General features: G+C 66.3%; 24 protein-coding genes. 17 read left to right on the top strand and 7 right to left on the bottom strand.

The window, feature by feature from the left end; genetic code table 11:
* The first annotated feature begins 80 nt into the window (after positions 1–80).
* Genes IPP28_04955 through IPP28_04945 form a run of 3 tightly spaced genes read left to right on the top strand, consistent with a single transcriptional unit; the run spans position 81 to position 1,974 of the window.
* A complete protein-coding gene (locus tag IPP28_04955; GenBank protein MBL0040396.1) occupies positions 81–650 on the top strand; it encodes a sigma-70 family RNA polymerase sigma factor in 570 nt (189 codons plus the stop codon).
* Positions 647–1,324 (top strand): two pore domain potassium channel family protein, encoded by a 678-nt coding sequence (locus tag IPP28_04950; GenBank protein ID MBL0040395.1) that lies wholly within the window; start codon positions 647–649, stop codon positions 1,322–1,324. Before IPP28_04955 ends, IPP28_04950 begins: the two co-directional genes overlap by 4 nt.
* Before the next feature lie 44 nt (positions 1,325–1,368).
* Positions 1,369–1,974, top strand: coding sequence for a YecA family protein (locus tag IPP28_04945; GenBank protein MBL0040394.1), 606 nt, complete (start codon positions 1,369–1,371; stop codon positions 1,972–1,974).
* Between the two features lie 56 nt (positions 1,975–2,030).
* Here the strand turns inward: IPP28_04945 and IPP28_04940 are convergent, their stop codons facing one another.
* Positions 2,031–4,217 (bottom strand): hypothetical protein, encoded by a 2,187-nt coding sequence (locus IPP28_04940; protein ID MBL0040393.1) that lies wholly within the window; start codon positions 4,215–4,217, stop codon positions 2,031–2,033.
* On the bottom strand, positions 4,214–5,374 hold the full coding sequence (locus IPP28_04935) for a DUF3142 domain-containing protein (GenBank protein MBL0040392.1): 1,161 nt from the start codon (positions 5,372–5,374) through the stop codon (positions 4,214–4,216). The genes IPP28_04940 and IPP28_04935 overlap by 4 nt, the downstream gene beginning before the upstream one ends.
* Before the next feature lie 92 nt (positions 5,375–5,466).
* Between IPP28_04935 and IPP28_04930 the strand changes: the two genes are divergently transcribed.
* Positions 5,467–6,942 (top strand): aminopeptidase P family protein, encoded by a 1,476-nt coding sequence (locus IPP28_04930; protein MBL0040391.1) that lies wholly within the window; start codon positions 5,467–5,469, stop codon positions 6,940–6,942.
* A gap of 118 nt (positions 6,943–7,060) precedes the next feature.
* Entirely contained in the window at positions 7,061–8,065 is a 1,005-nt protein-coding gene (locus IPP28_04925) for a class 1 fructose-bisphosphatase (protein ID MBL0040390.1), read from the top strand.
* 15 nt (positions 8,066–8,080) lie between these two features.
* On the opposite strand, the gene IPP28_04920 is transcribed toward IPP28_04925, so the two are convergent.
* Complete coding sequence (locus tag IPP28_04920; GenBank protein MBL0040389.1) at positions 8,081–9,115, bottom strand: DUF4325 domain-containing protein; 1,035 nt, start codon at positions 9,113–9,115, stop codon at positions 8,081–8,083.
* A 237-nt stretch (positions 9,116–9,352) separates the two neighbouring features.
* Here IPP28_04920 and IPP28_04915 point away from each other — a divergent pair, with 237 nt between their 5' ends.
* Entirely contained in the window at positions 9,353–11,734 is a 2,382-nt protein-coding gene (locus tag IPP28_04915; protein MBL0040388.1) for a carboxypeptidase regulatory-like domain-containing protein, read from the top strand.
* A 16-nt stretch (positions 11,735–11,750) separates the two neighbouring features.
* On the opposite strand, the gene IPP28_04910 is transcribed toward IPP28_04915, so the two are convergent.
* Positions 11,751–12,257: a cytochrome b/b6 domain-containing protein gene (locus tag IPP28_04910; GenBank protein ID MBL0040387.1), complete on the bottom strand. Its 507-nt coding sequence runs from the start codon at positions 12,255–12,257 to the stop codon at positions 11,751–11,753.
* 152 nt (positions 12,258–12,409) lie between these two features.
* On the opposite strand from IPP28_04910, the gene IPP28_04905 reads away from it, so the two are divergent.
* The 6 genes from IPP28_04905 to IPP28_04880 all read left to right on the top strand — a co-directional run bounded on the left by IPP28_04905 (position 12,410) and on the right by IPP28_04880 (position 16,370).
* Positions 12,410–12,940 (top strand): GAF domain-containing protein, encoded by a 531-nt coding sequence (locus IPP28_04905; GenBank protein ID MBL0040386.1) that lies wholly within the window; start codon positions 12,410–12,412, stop codon positions 12,938–12,940.
* Positions 12,941–13,002: 62 nt separating this feature from the next.
* Entirely contained in the window at positions 13,003–13,275 is a 273-nt protein-coding gene (locus IPP28_04900) for a hypothetical protein (protein MBL0040385.1), read from the top strand.
* A gap of 7 nt (positions 13,276–13,282) precedes the next feature.
* A complete protein-coding gene (acs, locus tag IPP28_04895; protein MBL0040384.1) occupies positions 13,283–15,229 on the top strand; it encodes an acetate--CoA ligase in 1,947 nt (648 codons plus the stop codon).
* Positions 15,230–15,242: 13 nt separating this feature from the next.
* Positions 15,243–15,704, top strand: a complete 462-nt coding sequence (locus IPP28_04890; GenBank protein ID MBL0040383.1) for a hypothetical protein — start codon at positions 15,243–15,245, stop codon at positions 15,702–15,704.
* 55 nt (positions 15,705–15,759) lie between these two features.
* A complete protein-coding gene (locus IPP28_04885) occupies positions 15,760–15,987 on the top strand; it encodes a type II toxin-antitoxin system Phd/YefM family antitoxin (protein ID MBL0040382.1) in 228 nt (75 codons plus the stop codon).
* Positions 15,984–16,370, top strand: coding sequence for a type II toxin-antitoxin system VapC family toxin (locus IPP28_04880; protein ID MBL0040381.1), 387 nt, complete (start codon positions 15,984–15,986; stop codon positions 16,368–16,370). The genes IPP28_04885 and IPP28_04880 overlap by 4 nt, the downstream gene beginning before the upstream one ends.
* Positions 16,371–16,374: 4 nt before the next feature.
* Here IPP28_04880 and IPP28_04875 read toward each other — a convergent pair whose 3' ends face one another.
* A complete protein-coding gene (locus tag IPP28_04875) occupies positions 16,375–16,914 on the bottom strand; it encodes a gamma carbonic anhydrase family protein (GenBank protein MBL0040380.1) in 540 nt (179 codons plus the stop codon).
* Between the two features lie 84 nt (positions 16,915–16,998).
* On the opposite strand from IPP28_04875, the gene IPP28_04870 reads away from it, so the two are divergent.
* Genes IPP28_04870 through IPP28_04860 form a run of 3 tightly spaced genes read left to right on the top strand, consistent with a single transcriptional unit; the run spans position 16,999 to position 19,148 of the window.
* Entirely contained in the window at positions 16,999–18,438 is a 1,440-nt protein-coding gene (locus IPP28_04870) for a coniferyl aldehyde dehydrogenase (protein ID MBL0040379.1), read from the top strand.
* Positions 18,439–18,483: 45 nt separating this feature from the next.
* The gene (locus IPP28_04865) at positions 18,484–18,756 is read left to right on the top strand and encodes a type II toxin-antitoxin system prevent-host-death family antitoxin (GenBank protein MBL0040378.1); all 273 of its coding nucleotides are present in this window, start codon (positions 18,484–18,486) and stop codon (positions 18,754–18,756) included.
* Positions 18,757–18,794: 38 nt separating this feature from the next.
* On the top strand, positions 18,795–19,148 hold the full coding sequence (locus IPP28_04860) for a PIN domain-containing protein (GenBank protein MBL0040377.1): 354 nt from the start codon (positions 18,795–18,797) through the stop codon (positions 19,146–19,148).
* An 84-nt stretch (positions 19,149–19,232) separates the two neighbouring features.
* Here the strand turns inward: IPP28_04860 and IPP28_04855 are convergent, their stop codons facing one another.
* Both IPP28_04855 and IPP28_04850 read right to left on the bottom strand, forming a co-directional pair.
* Entirely contained in the window at positions 19,233–19,757 is a 525-nt protein-coding gene (locus tag IPP28_04855; GenBank protein MBL0040376.1) for a hypothetical protein, read from the bottom strand.
* A gap of 92 nt (positions 19,758–19,849) precedes the next feature.
* Positions 19,850–20,824, bottom strand: a complete 975-nt coding sequence (locus IPP28_04850; protein ID MBL0040375.1) for a pteridine-dependent deoxygenase — start codon at positions 20,822–20,824, stop codon at positions 19,850–19,852.
* Positions 20,825–20,915: 91 nt separating this feature from the next.
* Between IPP28_04850 and hemF the strand changes: the two genes are divergently transcribed.
* Positions 20,916–21,836, top strand: a complete 921-nt coding sequence (gene hemF / locus IPP28_04845; protein MBL0040374.1) for an oxygen-dependent coproporphyrinogen oxidase — start codon at positions 20,916–20,918, stop codon at positions 21,834–21,836.
* Complete coding sequence (locus IPP28_04840) at positions 21,833–22,258, top strand: hotdog fold thioesterase (GenBank protein MBL0040373.1); 426 nt, start codon at positions 21,833–21,835, stop codon at positions 22,256–22,258. The genes hemF and IPP28_04840 overlap by 4 nt, the downstream gene beginning before the upstream one ends.
* Positions 22,259–22,260: the final 2 nt, after the last annotated feature.

Here is a 22,260-nt window from a genome sequence, read left to right as displayed (position 1 = left end):
TCGGACAGGCCGGCGAGGCTATCAGCCTGCGGCGTGCATCGCGATGGATGGATGCGCTGCGCCTGCGCTAGCCTTCGTCCATGGGATTCGATGCCGAACTGACGCGCGCCCTGAACAGCGACGACCACGCCGCGCGCGAGCGCCTGCTCGGCCTCGTCCATGAGGACCTGCGCCGCATCGCCCGTGCGGAGCTGGCCCGGCATCGCCGGGGCGAAACCCTGAATACCCAGGCCCTGGTCAACGAGGCCTACCTCAAGCTGTTCGGCCAAAGCGGCGGTGGCGACTACGCCAGTCGCAAGCATTTCTTCGCGACCGCCGCACGGGCGATGCGCCAGATCGTGATCGACTACGCCCGCGCCCGCGTCGCCGAATGCCGCGGTGCCGGCGCCGAACACGTGTCGCTGGACGCCCTCGAAGGCCTGCCGCTGCCGATCGATGCACAGGCCGAGCAACTGGTCGGCATCGACGCCGCATTGTCGAAGCTGGAGGCGCTCGATCCGCGTCTGGCCGAGGTGGTCGAGCTGCGCTTCTTCGCCGGGCTGGAAGTCGAACAGGTGGCCGAACTGCTGGGAGTGTCGACGCCGACGGTGAAGCGCGACACGCGCACGGCCAAGGCCTTCCTCGCCCGCGAACTCGGCAGCGGCGGATGAGCCTGCCACGGCTGTTCCATTCCCGCGCCTGGTGGCGACAACCGTCGGCCACGATGGTGCTGGCCCTGGCCGCCAGCCTGGTGATCTACCCGTTCGCGGACGAGACGCGGGCGCTGCGGCCGCTGGCTCAGGTCCTGGATGTGGCCGTGGTGCTGATGGTCGTGCGCCTGATCCGCGCCCAGGCCGAGATGTGGCGTTCCGGCTGGGTCATCGCGCTGCCGACGGTGTCGCTGCAGCTCGCGCACCTGCTGGGGCCGCAGGCCGGGTTCGAGCTGCCGATGCTGGTCGCGCAGGTCGTGTTCCATGGCTATGCCGCGATCGCCCTGCTCGCCTACGTGCTCGGCGACGAGGTCATCACCCTCGACGAGCTGTTCGCGATCGCCGGTGTCTACGTGCTGCTCGGCCTGCTCTGGGCCAGCGCCTACGCCATCGTCATCCACTACGACGCGCAGGCGATCTTCATCAATCCGTCCAACAATCCGGACGGCACCACCGGGTTCGGCGATCTCGTCTACTACTCGCTGACCACGCTGACCAGCACCGGCTATGGCGAAATCACGCCGGTCAGCCCGGCCGCGCGCGCGCTGGCGATGCTTCAGCAGATCGTCGGCGTGCTCTTCGTCGCCATCCTGATCTCGCGCCTGACCAATCTGTACCGGGCCCCGAAAGCCTGAGGCGTTGGCACTACAATGCGCGCCCCATCGCCAGGAGCCGCCGCATGACCACGATCAGCGAACAGGACATCGACGCCCTCGACCAGTTCCTGCAGGAACGCTGCGAAGACACCAACGGCTTCTTCAGCGTCGAGATGCTGGACGGTTACCTGTGTGCCCTGCACGTCTGCGCGCAGCCGCTTGCGCCCGACCAGTGGCTGCCGCCGATCTGGGGCGAAGGCTTCGAATTCCGCAGCGTCGAGGAACGCGACGCGATGAGCGAACGCGTGCTGTCCCTTTGGGAAGACGTCGGCACCCGCGTCGGCGCGGCGGCCGAAGGTCGCGAAGAGGAATGCATGCCGTTGATCGCGGCTGCACCCGACATGGAGGACATGGATCCGGAGCGCACCGACGAATTCCTCGGACTGGCCTGGGCCATGGGTTTCTCGATCGCGATCGACCTCGCCACGGATGCCTGGGACGAGATGTGCGACCGCATCGAAGGCCTGGGCGAAGACCTCGACCAGATCGATGAATTGATGATGATTGGCACCGAGGACGACAACTCGCCGGCGATCACCCTCGCACGCCGCATGGAAATCCTCGAAATCATCCCCGGGCTGTTGGGCGCGCTGGAAGCGCATCGGCTCGATGGACGCAAGTCGAATTGAAAGCACCCCTCACCCGCCCTTCGGGCACCCTCTCCCCGCTGCGCGGGGCGAGGGATTCAACGACGACGGCGACGCCAGAACCAGCCGCCGATCAGCAACGCGACTACGCCGGCGATCCACGGCGCGTAGTCGCGCACCGCCTGCTTGGCGGCCTGCACGCGCTCGAACTTCAGCCGCTCGCGGGCCCGCTCGAATTCGGGCGCCGGGCAATCGCGCCCGAAATGTGCGCCGAACGGCACCAGCGCCCCGTCCGCGACGTAGCGGCGATACAGCACCTGCGCCGCCTCCGGTTCGCGGTCGATCAGCCAGCCGGTGCCGGTGCACAACATCGCCGCGAATGCCTGCGAACGCGTCGGCACGAAGCTCGCCGCCTGCATCACGTGGTCGGCGGCGACCTGGCGATACTGGAAGCGCGACAGGTACGGCGGCTTAGACGCCGCCAAGCGCTGCGGTTCGTCGGCGCCGATCCACTCGCCTTCGAGTTTCAGGTCGGTCGGTGGCTCCGGAATCCAGTTCCACTCGGCGTCGTAGTGACCGGGATCGCGGCCGTAATTGCCACCCCAGATCTCGAAGTCGGGCTGACCTTCGGTGCCGAGGATTTCCATGCCGGACGCGCGCGCGATCGTCGCCGCCTCGAACCAGGCCTCGGCCCGACCGACGCGGTCGAACCAGAAGCCGCCGCCCTGTGCGCGCCGAAGCGCGGCGGCATAACGCTGCGCTGCGCCACGCGTGTCGTCATCGCGGAAATATGGCAACGCCTCGTCGTACTGGCCGGCACGCATCAGGCGCCGCGCGAACAGGTCGCGCAGCAAGGGTGCGACATCGCCATAGCCGGCGCCCTCGACATCGTCGGCGACCTCGGTCGGTGCCGTTGCCGATGCGGCATGCTTCGCCACGAACGCGCGCAATTCGTCCAGGGTCAGCACCCGATCGGCGACGTATTGCGCGTCCATCCAGTAGTGGCCGCCGGCGGCGTACAGCGCTTCCATCGCCGCGACGTAATCGCCGCGCGCAAGGTTCAGCGTACCGAGTTCGGCATTGACCTGACACTGCGGCTGCAGGACCTCCCATTCGGAACTGACGCCGAATTGTCCGCCCCAGGTTTCTTCAAGCGGGAAGCCGGTCGCGGCCTCGGCATAGGCCTTCGCTGCACCATCGCGATCGCCCTTGCGCAAGGCGAGCTTGGCGCGCACCCAGGCCGAGAGCGGCGAGGCATCCTGCGTCACCAGCCGTTCCGCCAGATCGAAACGCCCGGCGCGATAAGCGACTGCGGCAAGCCGATCCACACCGTCCGTATCGGCTTGCGGTGATGCTTCGATGGCTTCGAGCAGGCCGACGATCGCGCTCGATTCACCGATGCGATAGGGGTCACGCAGGTAGTCGTATTCCGCGCCTTCGAGACCAGGACGATCGGTCACGAGCTCGCCTGACCGTGCGAAGGCATAAGCAACTGCCACGCGCCGCGCCAGCGGATCGGCGATCCAGGCCTTCAGCATCTCGGCGTCACTGAAGGCACTGCGCGTCAGCATCAGCACCGAGTTCGCGCCGGACACCGAACCGGTCGCGGCTTGTTGCAGATACAGGTTCAGCGGCGCGGTTGAATAGGCATCGAGATGCAGCGCCGCTTCCTCGCCGTAACTCGCCACCGCCAGCCCGACCGGATCCGGCGCACCGGCGGCCACACGCTCGCGCACCTTCGCGAACGCCACGGCTGCGGCATCGAGATCGTCGCCGCGTGCGGCGATGCGCGCGAGCATGTACTGCGCCCAGCTGGCGCGACGCGCATCCGCTGCAGTGTTCGCGGCCAGCGCGCGTTCGAAGTGATCGCGCGCGAGGTCCAGCTGATCGTGCTCCCAGGCCACCGCACCGGCAACGTAGTGGCGGAGGTCGTCCGGCAACCCGTCGCCGGCGGCGTAGGCCGCCGCCGCATCGGCCGACTGGCGCATCGCGACGACGCGCTCGTGTTCGCCCGGGTCGAGATCGCGACCCTCGGCTTCGCTGCGCAGTTCGCGCTGCGCGGTCTCCGGTTCCCAGTAGTCCTGCGATTCGTTCGCGACGAAGCGCGCATCCGGCTTCGGCAGCAGGCGCGCGACTTCGACATGGAACGCGCCTTCGGGCAGGTGCGACAACGTGCGGGCGCGATCGTCCAGCACCTCGTTCGGAAAGTCCGGACCGCAAGCCGACGCCGACGAGGCCACGAGCGCGGCGAACAACGCGAGCGACAAACGGTTCCGGTGCATCATGGTGCCGTACTTCCCTGACAGTGGACCCAACCGATGGTGCGCGACGCGCCCGGTTTCAGCAATGGCGGCGCGTTTGAATCGAAGCGCGCGCGTGCCGAATCGAAGCGGTAGCCGGCCACGCCTTCGCCGTCATGGCATCCACGCGGCACCGTGACGGCTGGCGGCGCCAGCACGTCGACCCGCTGGTCGTTGCGCAACACGACATCGACGTTCGGCCCTGTGCCGATGCGCACCCGTTCGGCGCGCAGCGGGCGATGCATGGCCTCGCCGGCAATGACGGCGCGCAGGGTGTCGATCGACCATGCCCGCCGATCCGACACGAGCGGCAACCGGAACCAGACGATGCCGTCGAAACGCGGTGGCGGCGACTCGCGCAGTCGGCGCAAAACGACGGCGACCCGGCGCGGATCGACCACGAGTTCGCGCGCCGCTTCGTCGAAGATCGGCATCGTCGCCGCGTCACTCTCGATCGCGAGGATGCGTCCATCGGTGGCCTGCGACACCCGCGTCGCATACGCCGGCAACGCCACCCGAAACGGCTTCGGCGTGACCTCGGCGTAGGCGCGCATCCAGCGCAGCGCCTGCGCGGCATCGAACAAGCCGTTGCCGGGCTTCGCGACCGCATGCACCTGCAACACGCTGGCATCGACTTCGGCGAGTACATCGGTCAGTGCCGTGCTCTGCAGCCAGTCCGGCAAGGCGGTGATCGACCACTTCGGCACCGCGACACGGGCACGCAGCGTGCGCAACAGCGTCGCGTAGGCGGGCAATTGCGACCGGGCGCAGTCGTGGTCGATCTCGATGCCGGCCACGCCGACGTGGGCCGAACGCGCGGCGGCCTGCGCAGCGCGCAACACCATCGCCACGGCGTCGGGATCGACCCGCGGCGACGCACCCGGCAGCCGCAGCACCAGCACGACCGGACGCTTCGCAGTCGCCAGCGCCGGCCAGTCCACCGCCACCGCGACGGCACCTCGCGCGTCGATCTCGCCGACCAGCACGCGATACGCCGCGAACACGTCGGCTGCATCCGCGACGGTCTGTGCCAGTTCCGGCGTCCAGCGCCGTTGCCAGACGTAGGCTTCGTGGCTGAACGCGCTGGTCGGCGCAGCCCGGACAAGGCCCGCCGCGAGCATCAGGATCAGGAGGAAACGCATCGCCAGACGCTAGCAGCACCCACCCGCGGCGCGCAGCGGGGTCGCGTGCGGCCGCTGTTAGCATCGGCTCTTTCCTGACCCGGGACCCGACCATGCGCGCCTTGCTGTCACCGCTGTTCGCCTTGCTGCTGGCGCTCCCGGCATTTGCTGCCGCAACCGATGCCGACGAATACGCCGCACGCCGCGCCGAACTGATGCGCCGGATCGGCCCGGACGCGATGCTGATCCTGCGCTCGCCCGCCGCGCAGGTGCGCAATGGCGACGTCGACTGGCCATTTCGCCAGGAAGACAGCCTGCTGTACCTGACCGGCCTCGACAACCCGGATACCACGCTGGTGCTGGTGCCGGGTGAGGACACCCACCGCGAGATCGTCTTCACCCTGGACAGCGATCCGGCCGCCGAACTGTGGACCGGGCGTATCCCGAGCGTCGAGGAGGTGTCCAAGCGCAGCGGCGTGACCGAGGTGGTGTCGGAAACGCGCTTCGAGGACTTCATCCGCGCCGCGATGGAAGGCCGGGCCTGGGGCGATTCCAAGTCCTATCGTTCGTTCGCCACCGCCGGTCTGCCGAACTGGCAGCAGAAGCTGCGCGGCGGAAAGGCCGTGGTCTGGATGATCCTGGAGAACCGCCACTTCGGTGACGACGCGAGCGCCGAGCAGCAATTCGTCGAGCGGCTGCGACGCAGCTATCCGGAACTGCAATTCCGCGATGCCTTCCCGCTGCTGACCGACATGCGCATGGTCAAGAGCCCCTCGGAAATCGCGACCGTGCAGCGCGCGATCGACGCCACCGTCGCCGCGCAGAAGGCCGCGATGCGCCGGGTCAAGAGCGCGACGCACGAGTACCAGGTGCAAGCGACCATCGAATACACCTTCCGCGACCAAGGCGCCTGTTGCTGGGGCTTCCCGTCGATCGTCGCGGCCGGCCGCAACGCCACCACGCTGCATTACGTGACCAACAACGATCCGATTCCCGCCGGCGTCTTGTTGCTCACCGACATCGGCGCCGAGGTCGCGGGTTACACCGCGGACGTCACCCGCACCTATCCGCAGAACGGCCGCTTCAGTCCCGAGCAGCGCGCGATCTACGAGGCGGTGCTGCGCGCCCAGGACGCCACCATCGCGATGATGAAGCCCGGCGCGCACATGCGCGACCTGCACGAGGCGACGATCAGGATCCTCGGCGAGGACCTGCTCCGGCTCGGGCTGGTCAGCCGCAACGAGCGCGACCAGGTACGCATGTATTTCCCGCATGGCCTCGGCCACGACCTCGGCCTGCGCGTGCACGACGTCAACGACCGCACCCATCCGCTGGCAGCGGGCCGCATCGTCACCAGCGAACCCGGCATCTACGTGCGTGCCGCGGATGTCCGCGCCAACCCGGTCTATCTCGCCTTGCCGGAACCGGAACGCGCCGGCATCGATGCGGCGCTGACCCGCTACGCCGACATCGGCGTGCGCATCGAGGACGACATCCTGGTCACCACCGACACACCGACGAACCTGTCGGCCGGCGCACCGCGCACGGTCGCCGACATCGAGGCCTGGATGGCCGGCGACACGCACTGAACCGCATCGGGTCGCTGCAGGCGCATGGCCAAACGCTAGCAACGGGCTTTCCCGGCTCGCGGCCCGGGCGTCGCGCATGGACAATGCGCCACCTTTCCGGAGCCCCGCCATGACCCGCGTGCACAAGCCGATTTCGCTGACCCGTTATCTGATCGAGGAACAACGCGAGAAGGGCGTGATCAGGCCCGACCTGCGCCTGCTGATCGAAGTCGTCGCGCGCGCCTGCAAGACCATCGCGACCCAGATCAACAAGGGCGCGCTCGGCGGCGTGCTCGGCAACGTCGGCTCGATCAACGTGCAGGGCGAGGTGCAGAAGAAACTCGACGTGCTCAGCAACGAGATCCTGCTCGAGGCGAACGAATGGGGCGGGCACCTGGCCGCGATCGCGTCCGAGGAAATGGATGATCCGCATCCGATCCCGCATCGTTATCCGAAGGGCGAGTACCTGCTGGTATTCGATCCGCTCGACGGCTCCTCGAACATCGACGTGAACGTCTCGGTCGGCACCATCTTCTCGGTGCTGAAGGCGCCGGAAGGCGTGACCGAACCGACCCCCGAGGACTTCCTGCAGCCGGGCACGAAGCAGGTCGCGGCCGGCTACACCGTCTACGGCCCGAGCACGGTGCTGGTGTTGACCGTCGGTGATGGCACGCACATGTTCACGCTCGATCGCGAACAGGGCAGCTTCGTGCTGACCGAGATGAACGTGCGCATCCCCGAGGACACCGCCGAGTTCGCGATCAACATGAGCAACATGCGCCATTGGGAGGCGCCGGTGAAGCGCTACATCGACGAATTGCTGGCCGGCAAGACCGGCCCGCGCGGCAAGGACTTCAACATGCGCTGGGTCGCCTCGATGGTCGCCGACGTGCATCGCATCCTGACCCGCGGCGGCGTGTTCATGTATCCGGTCGACGCCAAGTGCCGCGACAAGGGCGGCCGCCTGCGCCTGATGTACGAAGCCAACCCGATGGCCTTCATTGTCGAACAGGCTGGCGGCGCCGCGACCGATGGCCAGATCCGGATCATGGACCGTCTGCCGCGCGGCCTGCACGAGCGCGTGCCGGTGTTCCTCGGTTCGAAGAACGAGGTCGCACGGGTCACGAGTTATCACGGCGGGTGATGCCGCGGCCCGGGATCAATTGAACAGATCCCCATTCAATCGTTGCCGATCGCGCGCCACCTCGACACGACGCACCATTTGCTGGACGTCGGGGCTGGCGTTGATGGCGATCAGCTCGATCTCCGGATGTGCGATCGCGAAGACGCGAAAGACTTCGTCGGCGAATGCCTGGCCAATGGTCGCCACGCCTTTGAAGTCGAACTCCACCATGGCAAATCGATCGACACGCTGCAGCAACCGCTTGGCTTGTGAACGCGACACCAACTGATCATCACCGACGCGTGCCAAAGCCACCGGAACCACCGTTTTGGCGAAGCTGTAGTCGTCTGGCCCTGACGAGAAGCGATCGAAAACCTGCTTCATCGTGCGATCGCTGTCGATCGCGATCTCGATCACCACGGTCGTGCCCGAACGATCAATACCGGTCTCTTCGAGCCAGTCCAGTGGCAAGCCATCCGCGTGATCGAAGACCAGTTCACCCGAGAGGATCTGGAAGCGATCGCACATTCGCGACGTGAAGAAGACACCTTCTCCGGAATGGTTTCGGGGATCGGTGGTGAATTTTCCCTTGGCCAGTTCGAGCAGGGACAGTCGCTCGTCGGGCAATCCCGCATGGCGTGCGATCTTCTTGAAGATGCCGATGCCGTCGTCGTCGATGACGATGCGCGCGCGCAGCAACGACCGGTCGACGAACAGGGTCAGCAATTGACCATCCGAATGATCGATGGCGTTGTTGACCATTTCGGTCACCGCATGCTGACAAATGTCCCGTACATTCGCGGGCAAGCCCGCGAGAAGTGGTGACACGTGTTGTGCCCAAACGAGATCCTCGGCCATGCCCGCGAGCGGCAACTCGACGAGGCGGCGTCGGGCGGTTCCGACACCGTAAACGGGCCGCGTACTGCTGCCTGACCGGGTCAGATAACCGCCTCCGATCAAATGCGACACCCTGGCCAGTACCGTGGGACGCGTCGTGTCGAACTGTTCGGCGACGATTCGGACCACGTCCCGAGGATGGGCTTCGACTCGATCCAACAGCGCCTGCTCCATTTCGAAATGATTCACAGGCACTCACATTCGTTGCCAAATCAGACTGTAAAGCAATCTTCCATGACTATAAAGCACATGGATCACTTTTCCATGATTTGAATTTTAAGTATTTGATTCAAAATGCCTTTGTAATTTCTAGTCAATGCGAAACACCGATCTTGCCGAACATCACGAAAGTGGGTGGAGAGCGACTTCGTGCCGAACTATGCTGGTCCCCGAAATCCTCGGGTACTGCCAATGTCGCGCGTCCTGTGTTGGCTGATGTTGTTGTGCGTCGGACCCCTGTCGGCCGCGTCGATCACCGGTGCGGTCACGGCCAGTGACACCGGCGGCGCCATCGAAACTGCGGAAGTGATCGCGTTCAACGCCTTTGATCCGTCCGAGCACGTGACGACGTTCAGCGGAGCCGATGGCAGTTTCAATCTGACCCTGCCTGCCGGTACCTATGCGCTGATTGCGCAGCACCCCGAATACAGCGCCGAGTTGTACGAAGAGCAGGCCTGCTGCAGCGACTTCTCGCCAGCGACGCCGGTGACGGTCACGCAGGACGAGGTGCGCTCCGGCGTGAACTTCACCCTGGCCCGCGGCGCGAGTATCGCCGGCACGGTGCGGCGGCGCGACGATGCGACGCCCCTCGCGAACGTCGGCGTGCATGCGCTGGCCAATGGCATCGCGGTCGCGGCCACCTCGACCGACGGCAGCGGTGCCTACAGCCTGGCGGTCGCGCCTGGTGACTACGTGATCGAAGCGGTGGGCGACGGCACCCTGTATGACCAGCGTTATCCCGACGCGCAATGCAGCACCGGAAGTTGCCGGGGCGAAGTGCAGACCCTCAGCGTGACCGAAGGCGCCAAACTCGGCGGCATCGATCTGCGGTTGTCACCGCCGGCGCGGCTGAGCGTGCCCTTGCAGAGCGCCGCCACCGGCCAAGCCATCGACGGTCGCGTATCGTGGTGGATCGTCGGCGAGACCGGCGATACGCCGCTGGCCACGGACAGCGTCGGCGGCATCGCGCAGATCGAACTGCTGGGCAGCGGCAGCATCCGCGTCGCTGCCACCAGTCCGGCCTGTGGCGTCGACGCGGCCACCGAGTGCCGCGCCGAACTGCACCCGGATCTGCCCTGCGCGCATCTGGCCTGCAATCCCGATGACGGTGGCGCGATCGCGCTCGCTACCGGCCAGCAGGCGACTCTCGCGCCGTTCGTTCTGGATGCGGGCGCAACGATTGCGGGCCACGTCGACGGTGCCGGCACCCCGTTGGCGGGCGCGACCGTGTCGGTGTATCGCCACGAGGCCGCACGACATGTCGAGCGCGGCGCGCCCGTCGTGACGACTCTCAGCGACGCACAAGGCGCCTATCGCATCGCCGGACTCGATGCCGACCTGCACTACCTGATCGCCGACGCCGCCGACTTCGTGCCGGAGCTGTACGACGATCAGCCGTGCGCCTTCAACGCCTGCGAGATCGACGGCGGCGATGCGGTCACGACGACGCTGGGCGACCTCAGCGCCGACATCGACTTCGACTTGCCCGCTGCCGGAAGCATCGCCGGCACGGTCCACGACGCCGGCACGCAGCAGCCGCTCGCGGGCGTCACCGTACATGCGCATCTCGCCGCCAGCGGCGCCGAGATCCGTTCCGCGCAGAGTGATGACAGCGGCGGCTATTTGCTGTCCGGCCTGCCCGTCGGCGAGTATCGCCTGCGCTTCAGCCGCGCGCAGTTCGCCGGCGAGTTGTACGACGACCAGCCCTGCCCCGGCGACAACTGCGAACTCGCGGCAGGCCAGATCATCCCGGTCCTCGCCGCGACCACGACCGGCGCCATCGATGCCGACCTGGTGCGGACCGATGGCGGCGACGGCAGCACCACGCTGATCTACCTGGATCACTGCAAGCCGGCGGGGTGCACGGTCACGCGCGGCAGCGTGAACGATTCGCGCAGCAACCGCTCGACGATCACCCCGACCGGAGCGCGCTGGCTGGCGCCCTTCAACGGCAGCGACGAGGTCTGGACACAACTGGTGGCCTGCGTGCGCGACGTGATGGGGCCATTCCGCGTGCAGGTGACCGATGTCGATCCAGGCAATGTGCCGCACCATGAAGCGATGATCGCCGGGCTGCCCGGCCAGCTCGGCTTTGGCAACGGTGTCGCCGGCGTGTCGCCGTTCTCCTGCGGCGTGATTGCGAACTCGATCTCGTTCACCTTCGCGAACCTGGCCCCCGACGATGTGCTGGAACTGTGCTGGACCGCCACCCAGGAGATCGCGCACGGCTTCGGCCTGTCGCACGAGATGTACTGCCCGGACAGCATGACCTACCTGAGCGGCTGCGGTTTCAAGCGCTACACCGACGTGCTCGCCGATGTCGGCACCCAGGGCGCGTGCCAGCCGGCGCAGGAATGCCAGTGCGGCATTACCCAGCAGAACGCGCACCAGAGCATGCTCGGCGCCCTCGGGCTGAATCCGAACGTGTTCGGCGACAGTTTCGAGGACGATGGCACGGCGCTGCTGCGCGCCCGACGCGAGCTGTGGGCGCGCCAGCACGGCGCGCAGGCCTTCGGCAGCTGCGCGACCATGGACCAGCCGGCGGACCGGCGCCTGTCACTGCCGCAGCAATAGGACCTTGCTGGTCCGCTCAGCCGAGCATGCGTTTCAGCGTGTCGTCCTTGTCGATGAAGACGCGCTTCAGCACGCCGAGCAGGTGCAGGGCGAGCAGGATCAGGAAGATGTTGGCGCCGATCTCGTGCACTTCGTGCATCTGCTTCGCGAATTCCTTGCCCGGCTCGATGAACTGCGGCAACGAGAACAGGCCGAACACGTCGACGACTTTCTCGCGCGCCTGGCGCCAGAGGATGCCGGAGATCGGCAGGCCCACCATCACCAGATAGAACAGCACGTGCACGGCACCGGCCATGCGATCCGGAAGCGTGGGCGCGCCGCTGCGTCCGGGCGCCTTGTGGGTGAGCCGCCACAGCAGCCGGAACAGGGCCAGCAGCAGCACGATCACGCCCAGCGAGACATGGAAGCGGACGCCGAGCAGATCGTCCCAGTTGCCGGTCGTCCATTGCAGGATCAACAACGCGGCCATGAGCCAATGCAGACTGCGGGCCATGCGGTCCCACACCGGACGAACAGTATTCATCGCAATCTCCTCGGATGGATTTCGGCCGGTCCAGCCTAACCGGACCGACAAGGTCGACCTTGACCGACATCAATCACGATCGTATCCGGCCGGTCGCTCCACCCGCAGTTCCGTCTGGATTCAGCCGCGGCGACCCGGCTATCGTTGCGGTCATGACCACCCAGACCCCGCGCGACCTCGATGCCGCCGCCGAAGCTGCACTCGCCCGACTGATCATCCTGTTGCGCAAGGCCAGCAGCGCCCGCGAGGCGGCGTGGGCGATGAGTTCCGAGGCGATCGCCGCACTCGGACTGGAGGACTGTGTCGTCTATCTGATCGACGCCCAGGGCAGCATGCTGACCCAGGTCGCTGCCTACGGGCCCAAGCTGAAGGCGCCCAAGGTGATCGAGCATCCGATCACGCTGCGCGTCGGCCAGGGCGTGGTCGGTGCCTGTGCGCTGGCGCGCGACGTCGTGCGCATCGACGACACTCGGCGGGACCCGCGCTACGTCATCGACGACGACGAACGCCTGTCGGAGCTGGCGATTCCGCTGCTCCATCACGACCTCCTGCTCGGCGTGCTCGACACTGAACATTCGCAACTCGCGTTCTACACCGACCGCCATGTCCGCGTCCTGCAGCAGATGGCGGGGCTGCTGGCCGAGCGGCTGGCGCAATTGCGCGACGGTGACGCCGGCGGCTGATGAATTTGACGCGGCATGCGACACTCCGCGCGCCTCGCGCCCAACCCGATCCTGGAGTCGCCATGCGTTTCGTGCTCGCCGGCCTGACCGTCCTCTGCCTGATTGCCGCCTTCGTGACCGACAGCCCTGCCATTCTGGGCTTCGGCCTGCTCGGCGCGTTCCTGTTTTCACTGGGTGCGGTGTTCGCTTTCGCCCAGGCACGGATCGATTCCACCCAGCAGCGCGAAGTCTATGTGCCGTCGCCGGAAGAGCGCGAGCTGATGCGCAAGGCGATGGAAAAGCGCAAGCAGGCGGGATCTGCGGCTTCCGCACAGAACGACGGCGACGAAGACTGATCCGGCCATGACCGACACACGCACGTTCCCGCCGATCGCCGGATTCGCCGATGCGCGCAGTATCGACGCCGGACGCGCCGAAGCCGATCGCGCCGCCGCCCGCGACCGCAAGCAGTTCTGGGCACGCGAGGCCACGCAGATCGAGTGGCTGCGCTTTCCGACCGACATCGAGGACGTCAGCTTCGACCTCGATGATTTCCATATCCGCTGGTATGCCGATGGCGAATTGAATGTCGCGCTGAACTGTCTCGACCGCCATCTGGCGACGCGCGCCGACAAGACCGCGATCCTGTTCGAACCGGATGATCCGAACGAGCGTCCGCGCCACATCAGCTACCGCGAACTGCATGCCGATGTGGGGCGGGCCGCCAACGCATTGCGCGCGCTCGGCATCGGCAAGGGCGACCGCGTCACGATCTATCTGCCGATGATTCCCGAAGCCGCGATCGCGATGCTGGCCTGCGCGCGCATCGGTGCGATCCATTCGGTGGTGTTCGGCGGCTTCTCGGCGGAATCGCTGGCAGGGCGCATCAGTGACTGCCAGAGCAAGCTGGTCATCACCGCGGACGAAGGCCTGCGCGGCGGCAAACGGGTCGCGCTCAAGGCCCAGGTCGATATCGCCGTCGCGAAGCGCGAATGCGCCTGCGTCGAGACCGTGCTGGTGGTGCGTCGCACCGGCGCCGACGTGCCGATGCAGTCGCCGCGCGATCGTTGCTGGCAAGACCTGATGCAGGGCCAGAATCCGGTCGCACCGGCCGAGCGCATGCAGGCCGAGGATCCGTTGTTCATCCTCTACACCTCGGGCTCCACCGGCAAGCCCAAGGGCGTGCTGCACAGCAGCGGCGGTTATCTCGTCTACGCGAGCAGCACGATGCGGCGCGTGTTCGACCTGCGCGAGTCCGACGTGTTCTTCTGCACCGCCGATGTCGGCTGGGTCACCGGCCACAGCTACGTCGTCTACGGGCCGCTCGCCAACGGCGCGACCTCGGTGATGTTCGAGGGCGTTCCGAACCATCCCGATCCGGGACGGTTCTGGGATGTCGTCGATCGCCATCAGGTCAGCATCCTCTACACCGCACCCACGGCGATCCGCGCGCTGATGCGCGAGGGCGAGTCGCATGTGCAAGCGCGCAGCCGCGCCAGCCTGCGCCTGCTCGGGTCGGTCGGTGAGCCGATCAATCCGGAAGCCTGGCTCTGGTATCACCGCGTCGTCGGTGATTCGCGCTGTCCGATCGTCGATACCTGGTGGCAGACCGAGACGGGCGGCATCCTGCTCTCGCCGCTGCCGGCCGCGACCCCGCTCAAGCCCGGATCGGCGACGCAGCCGCTGCCCGGCGTGTTCCCCGCCATCGTCGATGCGAACGGTGCGGAGATCCACGGCGCCGGCGAGGGCAATCTGATCCTGCGCCATGCCTGGCCGGGCATGATGCGCTCGGTCTACGGCGATCACGCGCGCTTCATCGAGACGTACTTCAAGACCTATCCCGGCAGCTACTTCACCGGCGACGGCGCACGCCGCGATTCGGATGGCGACTGGTGGATCACCGGGCGCGTCGACGACGTGATCAATGTCAGCGGCCACCGGATCGGTACCGCCGAAGTCGAGAGCGCCTTGGTCAGTCATGCCGCCGTCGCGGAAGCCGCCGTCGTCGGGTATCCGCACGACCTCAAGGGCCAGGGCATCTACGCCTACGTGACGCTGAAGGCCGGCATCGAACCGGACGAGGCGCTGCGCAAGGCGCTGGTGCAGCAGGTGCGCAGCGAGATCGGCCCGACCGCGACGCCCGACTGCATCCAGTGGGCCCCCGGCCTGCCGAAGACCCGCAGCGGCAAGATCATGCGCCGCATCCTGCGCAAGATCGCCGCCAACGAACACGACCAGCTCGGCGACATCTCCACCCTCGCCGACCCGTCCGTCGTCGCGAATCTCGTGGATGGGCGGTTGAATCGGTGAAGCCGTTGCCACGATGACCGGCAATCAGTTCCGTTTCGTCGTGCTCACGGTATTCGCCGTGGCGAACATCGCCGCCGCGTGGTGGTGGGTGCCGCCGTCGTCCGGTCGCGGCGATGCGTTGCTGGTGACTTTGCTGTGCGCACCCACGGTGACGCTGGCGTGGTGGTGGTCGGAACGGCTGGAACGTCCGAAAGGCGAATCGCGCGCACTCGGCGATTTCTTTGCGATGCCGAAGGTGCAGCGCTGGAGTGCGCTCGGTTTGCTGGTCGAGGTCGGTTTCGCGGCGTGGCGCTTGTGGACGGCGCCGGATGCGCCGCGCGATCTCCTGTTGATCACGGTCCCGCTGCCGTTCCTGCCGCCGATATTGACCTGGTGGATCGATCACTGGCGCGCCATCGGCCGGCGCGATGCGACCGAACTCGTGGAGGCACTGCGCATCGCCCGCGAACGTGCGACACGGCGGGCCGGCGCTTGAATCGACCCCCCAGAAGTGGTTAGCTAACCGCCTTAGCTAACCCCTCCGACCGACCATGACCACCGCCTCGATCCACGAAGCCAAGACGCATCTCTCGAAGCTGATCCAGAAGGCGCTGGCGGGCGAGGAAGTGATCATCGCCAATGCCGGCAAGCCGGTGGTGAAACTGGTGCCGGTCGAGCAGCCGGAAAAGAAGATTCGTCAGTTCGGTGGCTGGGAAGGCCAAGTCTGGATGGCCGACGACTTTGACGCGCCACTCGACGACTTCAAGGACTACATGTGAAGTTGCTGCTCGACACTCACGCCCTGATCTGGGCGCTTGAGCAGAATCCGAAGTTGAGCAGCAGGGCATTGGACGCCATGCACGACGCGACGAACCCCGCCTGTTTCAGCATCGCCTCGTTCTGGGAAATTGCGATCAAGCGTTCACTGGCGAAGCTCCAGCTTCCCGAAGACTGGCTGCCGCGCATGTCAACGCAGATGGCGGCCAACGCCATCGAACGCCTCGACATCACGCCGAACCATTGTCGGCGCGTGGAATCGTTGCCGCACCACCACCGCGATCCGTTCGACCGCATGCTGGTCGCGCAGGCGCTGGCGGGAAACCTCACGGTCGTCAGCGCCGATCCGTCCTTCGATGTCTACGGTGTGAATCGGCTCTGGTAGCGACTCAATCGCCGCTCTCCAAATACCGATCCTTCAACTTCACGTAGTGCGTGGCCGAGTAGTACAGCGACTCGACATCGCGGTCGCTGAGCACGCGCACGCGTTTGGCCGGATTGCCGAGCCAGAGTTCGCGTTCGCCGACGGTCTTGCCCGGCGCGATCACCGCACCGGCACCGACGAAACCGTTCTTCTTGATGGTGGCGCCGTCGAGCACGGTGGCATGCATGCCGATCAGGCAGGCGTCCTCGATCACGCAGGCATGCACGATGGCGCCGTGGCCGATGGTCACGTCCGCACCGATAATTGTCGGATAGCCGCCCGGGCGCGTGTATGGACCATCATGGCTGACATGGATGATGCTGCCGTCCTGGACATTGGTGCGCGCACCGATACGAATGTAGTTCACGTCTCCGCGCACCACCACGCCCGGCCACAACGACACGTCATCGCCAAGCTCGACATCGCCGATCAGGTGCGCGCCCTGGTCGACATAAACGCGCTGCCCGAGGCGCGGCAACTGGCCTTGATAGGGACGAATCGGCATACAGATCCTGGCTCGCAAAGCGCGAAGTTTACGGCGTCGCCCCGGCGGCGGGCGTAAACTTCCCGCATTCATCGAGGTGAGCCCATGAACGCGCAACTGCAACCGGTGCCGGCGACCACGCCCCAGCTCCTCGCCGACACGCTCGCAAGGCTCAAGGCCGCGCGCTTGAACCAGCCGCCACCGACCTATGTGCAACGTCGCGACGATCTGAAGCGACTGCGCGCCGCGTTCAAGGCCCGGCTCGATGCGATGAACGCCGCGCTGCAGGCCGACTTCGGCCACCGCTCACGCCACGAATCGACGATCTCGGACGGCTGGACGGTGCTGAAGACCATCGATCAACTGCTGGCGAACCTGAAATCGTGGATGCGTCCGCAGTCGCGCTCGCCGGGCTGGCTGATGCTGCCGGCACGCGCCGAAGTGCGGCCGATGCCGCTCGGTGTGGTCGGCGTGATGGCGCCATGGAATTACCCGGTGAATCTGGCGCTGGTGCCCTTGGCCACCGCGATCGCAGCCGGCAATTCGGTGTACCTGAAACCGAGCGAACACACGCCGCGGTCGAGCGCCTTCCTCGCCGACCTGTTGCGCGACGTGTTCCCGGACACGCAGGTCGCGGTCGCGCTCGGTGGTCCCGAGGTGGCGGCCGCGTTCGCCGCGCTGCCCTTCGACCATCTGCTGTTCACCGGTTCGACCACGGTCGGCCGCAAGATCATGGCTGCGGCGGCACCGAACCTGACCCCGGTGACGCTGGAGCTCGGCGGCAAGTCGCCGACCATCATCGGCGACGATTTCCCGCTCGAACTCGCGGCGGCGCGCATCGCCACCGGCAAGCTCTTCAACGGCGGCCAGACCTGCATCGCGCCCGACTACGTGTTCGTGCCGCGCGCCAAACGCGACGCCTTCGTCGCCGCGTTGCGCGCCGATGTCGCGAAGCGTTTCCCGGATGCAGGCGAACTCGGCGACTACACCCGTGTCATCAATGCCGGCCAATACCGCCGTCTGCGCGGCTATCTCGACGACGCCGCCACGCGCGGCTTGAGCGTGCAGACCTTGCTCGATGTCGATGCCGCGACGTCCGAATCGGAACGCCTGCTGCCACCGACCGTGGTGCTGGAACCGGGCGACGATGCCAAGGTGATGCAGGACGAGATCTTCGGCCCGATCCTGCCCATCATCAGCTACGACCGCATCGACGACGTGATCGCCTACATCAACACCCACGATCGTCCGCTCGCGCTGTACGTGTTCGACTACGACCGCGCCAACGTCGAACGCATCCTGACGCGCTGCATCGCCGGCGGCGTCACCGTCAACGACGCGCTGCTGCAATTCGCCGCCAGCGAACTCCCGTTCGGCGGCGTCGGCCCCAGCGGCATGGGTCACTACCACGCGAAAGAAGGCTTCCTGAATTTCAGCAAGCTGCTGCCGATCGTCTACCAGTCCCGCTACACCGGCTTCGACTTCCTCCTGCGCCCGCCGTACAAAGGCATCGCGGATGCGTTGGTGAAGTTCCTGTCTCGGTGATTTCCTTCCGACGCCAATGACAGACATATGTCTTACAATGGCTGCATGAAGAGGATCAGCAAGCGCGAACTGAACCAGAACACGGCGGGCGTGCTTGATGCCGTGAAGGATGGACGGCCCGTCATCGTGACCGAGCGCGGCGTGGCTCGCTGGCGAATCGAATCGATGGAAGCGTCCGTTGACACGGTCGCGCGGCTGCGCGCCGAAGGACGCATCACACCGGCCAAGGCCAAGCCGGCACCGTGGCCAGCCGCCAAAGCCCGCTACACGCCCGCTCAGGTGAACGCGTTGTTCGCCGAGTCGCGCGGCGACCGCTGATGCGCTGGTACATCGACGCATCGGTCGCGTTGCACGCATTGCTGCCCGGTGGCGATCTGCGGGCGCGCCGTTGGCTCGATGCGGTGACTCAAGCCGGCGATGACGTGTTTTCGTCCATGCTGTTGCATCTGGAGTTGACGCGCGTGCTGCGTCGCGAGGGGCTGGATGTTTCGATGGCCCGCCCGGTACTTGATCGCGTGAATCTGGTGAGCATCGACGACGGCGTGCTTCGTTTCGCTGCAGCGATCGAAGCTCACATCAAATCGCTCGACGCCATCCACCTGGCCACCTGCGCGCTGCTCGGCGCGAACATCCGCATAGTCACCCACGACGCCCAGATGTCCGCCGCTGCCGCAAGCCTCGGCCTCGAAACGATGGATCCGCTCGCGTGATCGCCGATGCGCTGGTGAAGTTCCTGTCGCCAGCGGCGGGAACCCAGACTGCGCAGCAGTTTGGGTGTCCGGTTGACTGTAGTGTTAGCCCCCGGCCTCGACCGCACTGACGCACCCCGGCAAAAGCGGAAGAATGAACTGAGCCCAATGCGAAACGTGCTCCGGTCTGGCATAGCGCAGCCAGAGGTCGTGACCGTCGGGATACGGCGCGGCAACAGCATCGTACTTGGCGAGGTACCACTGCGTGACATGCGGAGAAACGTGCAGTGTTGGATGCGTCTTGGGCGGTTTTTTGAGTGAGGAAATTACGTTGTTTTCAATTCGACGAGCAGACTCTCTTTGTTCCGCGGTGAGGAGGCTTGCAAGGCGCTGCCGGCGCTTAGCACCGGCGCCAACAATGGGCTCGCGCGCGAGTTGAAACTCGACGACAAACTTTGAGCCCGCATAGTCGTCCCAGCCGTCGCGCGAGACCTGGCACCACACCGTGATGTGTAGCTCGCCGTGCGGGCGTGACCAACTCAAGAAGCTGTCGGCGCGCTTAAATCCGGACGCCTTGAACCATGGACCCAGCTCTGACTTAAGCAGCGCGTAAACCTCGGTTGATTTCATGATGGGGCTAACACCAGTTCTCCGACGAAGTCGTCGGACCAATGGATGCAGTCTGGAACTGCTGCCGCGAGGGCGTCAATGGCGGAGGGGGATCAGCCGATGGCGTGGTGCATCGGCACGGCGGCTTCGATTTCGATGCGGAGGTCGTCGCGGCAGACGTCGCCGTGCAGGAGCATGAAGCAGGTGCTGGCGCCGAGTGCGCGTTGCAGGTGGGCGCGGACGAGGCCGGCTTCGGCGGGGTCGCGCAGGTAGACGCGCAGCAGGCCGTCGCGCGCGAGATCGGCGCGGGCGTGGGCGCGGGCGCCGGCGGTGGTGATCAGCGCATCGAGGTTCATCAGGATTTCGTCGAGTTGCGCCAGCGTGTCCGGATGCTGCGAGGCATGGCCAACGATGCTGGCGGTGCCCGAGATCAACAGCAGTGGCGTTTCGCCCGGCACCAGCATCGCGCGCGAGAAACCGGGCGACACCGGACCGTAGTCGCGTGGGTAATCGAAGGCCGGCACCTGGCGCGGATTCTCGATCGCGATGCCAGGCCGTTTCGCGGCCAGCCAGTGAATGTGCAACTGATCGGGCGGAGCGGGCAGACCGATTGCCGTGGCCGCGGCATACCCTTCGGCCGGTGGCTGATCGATCACGCGCGCACGCCCGGCGACGAACTGGCGATAACGCTCGTCGTCGCCCTCACCCGCATTGATCGCGCCGAAGTAATTCCAGATCCGCACGATGTGGGTGAAGCCAAGCCGATGCGACTGCGCCAGCATCAGTCCGTAGGCGTGTTCGGTCGCGGTCGCGAGGTCGCCGCCCTCGTCGAGTTCGAGGGTGCCGAACAGCCAATCGTCATTGTGGCGCAGCGTGAAATGCTGGTGCGACTCGACCCGCGGTGCCTGCGCGACATTCCAGAGCTCGATGCGCGAGCCGCCGACGAGATCACGCAGCGGCAGCACCACGGCCTCGGGATATTTCACGTTCGCGCGGCCGGGCAGCAGGCTGACCAGCGCGGGTTCATCGGCGGCCGCAGACTGCGCCATCGGTCGCAGGCCGTGATCCACTGGGGTTGAGATCGACATGGTCATTGCGGGGCGACACGCCGGAACGCATCGCGGATTGAAGTCAGGGCGATTATCTTAGCGGCTTGACCGAGGACCTTGCTGCATGAGCATGAGCACGAACCCGCCCGATCTCGTCCGAATGCAACAGTGGCTGATGGGCCTGCAAGACGCGATCTGCGCCGACATCGAGCAACTCGATGGCGCAGCACGCTTCCATGAGGACACGTGGCAGCGGGCGGAAGGGGGCGGCGGGCGCACCCGCATCCTGCGCGACGGCGCGGTGTTCGAGCAGGCCGGCATCGGTTTCTCGCGCGTCGAAGGCACGCAGATGCCGCCGAGCGCCACCGCGCATCGCCCCGAACTCGCCGGACAACCGTGGACGGCGATGGGCGTGTCCCTGGTCTTCCACCCGCGCAACCCGCACATCCCGACCACGCACATGAACGTGCGCCTGTTCGCGACCCGCGGCGACCATCCGGCGTGGTGGTTCGGCGGCGGTTTCGACCTGACGCCGTTCTATCCGAATGATGCCGACATCCGCCATTGGCATCAGACCGCGCACGATGCGGTCGCTCCGTTCGGCGATGGCCTGTACGCCGAGTTCAAGGCCTGGTGCGATCGCTACTTCTTCCTCAAGCATCGCGCTGAAACGCGCGGCGTCGGCGGCCTGTTCTTCGATGACCTCCATCGCTTCGACGCCGATACCTGCTTCGCGTTGACGCGTTCGGTCGGCGACGCCTTCATGCGCGCCTATGCCCCGATCGTGCAACGCCGCCGCGACGACGCCTATGGCGAGCGCGAACGCCAGTTCCAGTTGTACCGGCGCGGGCGCTACGTCGAGTTCAACCTGGTGTTCGACCGCGGCACCCTGTTCGGGCTGCAGTCCGGCGGGCGCACCGAATCGATCCTGATGTCGCTGCCGCCGCTGGTGCGCTGGGAATACGGCTATGCGCCCGAACCCGAGTCGGCGGAAGCACGACTCGCTGACTACTTGCGCCCGCGCGACTGGCTGAAGGAACTGCCGCAATGACGATCTTCAAGAAGCAGTTCGATCTCGCCGCCATCGAAGCACACGGCCGGAACACGATGCAGGGCGCGCTGGGCATCCGCATCAGCGAAGTCGGTGATGATTTCCTGCGCGGCACCATGCCCGTCGACCATCGCACCAAGCAGCCCTTCGGTCTGCTGCATGGCGGCGCGTCGGTCGCGCTCGCGGAAACGCTGGGCTCGATGGCCGGCTGGATGTGTCTGCCCGACGATGGCAGTCGCTGTGTCGGTCTGGAAATCAATGCCAATCATCTGAAAGCGATGCGCGACGGCGACGTGACCGGCACCGCACGACCGCTGCATCTCGGCCGCAGCACCCAGGTCTGGGAGATCCGCATCACCGACGCCGACGATGCGCTGGTCTGCATCTCGCGGCTGACGCTGGCCGTGGTCGCTGCACGTTGATG

This window comes from Lysobacterales bacterium (assembly GCA_016721845.1).
Classification (GTDB): Bacteria; Pseudomonadota; Gammaproteobacteria; order Xanthomonadales; family Ahniellaceae; genus JADKHK01.
This window is presented reverse-complemented; position numbering and strand designations above follow the sequence as displayed.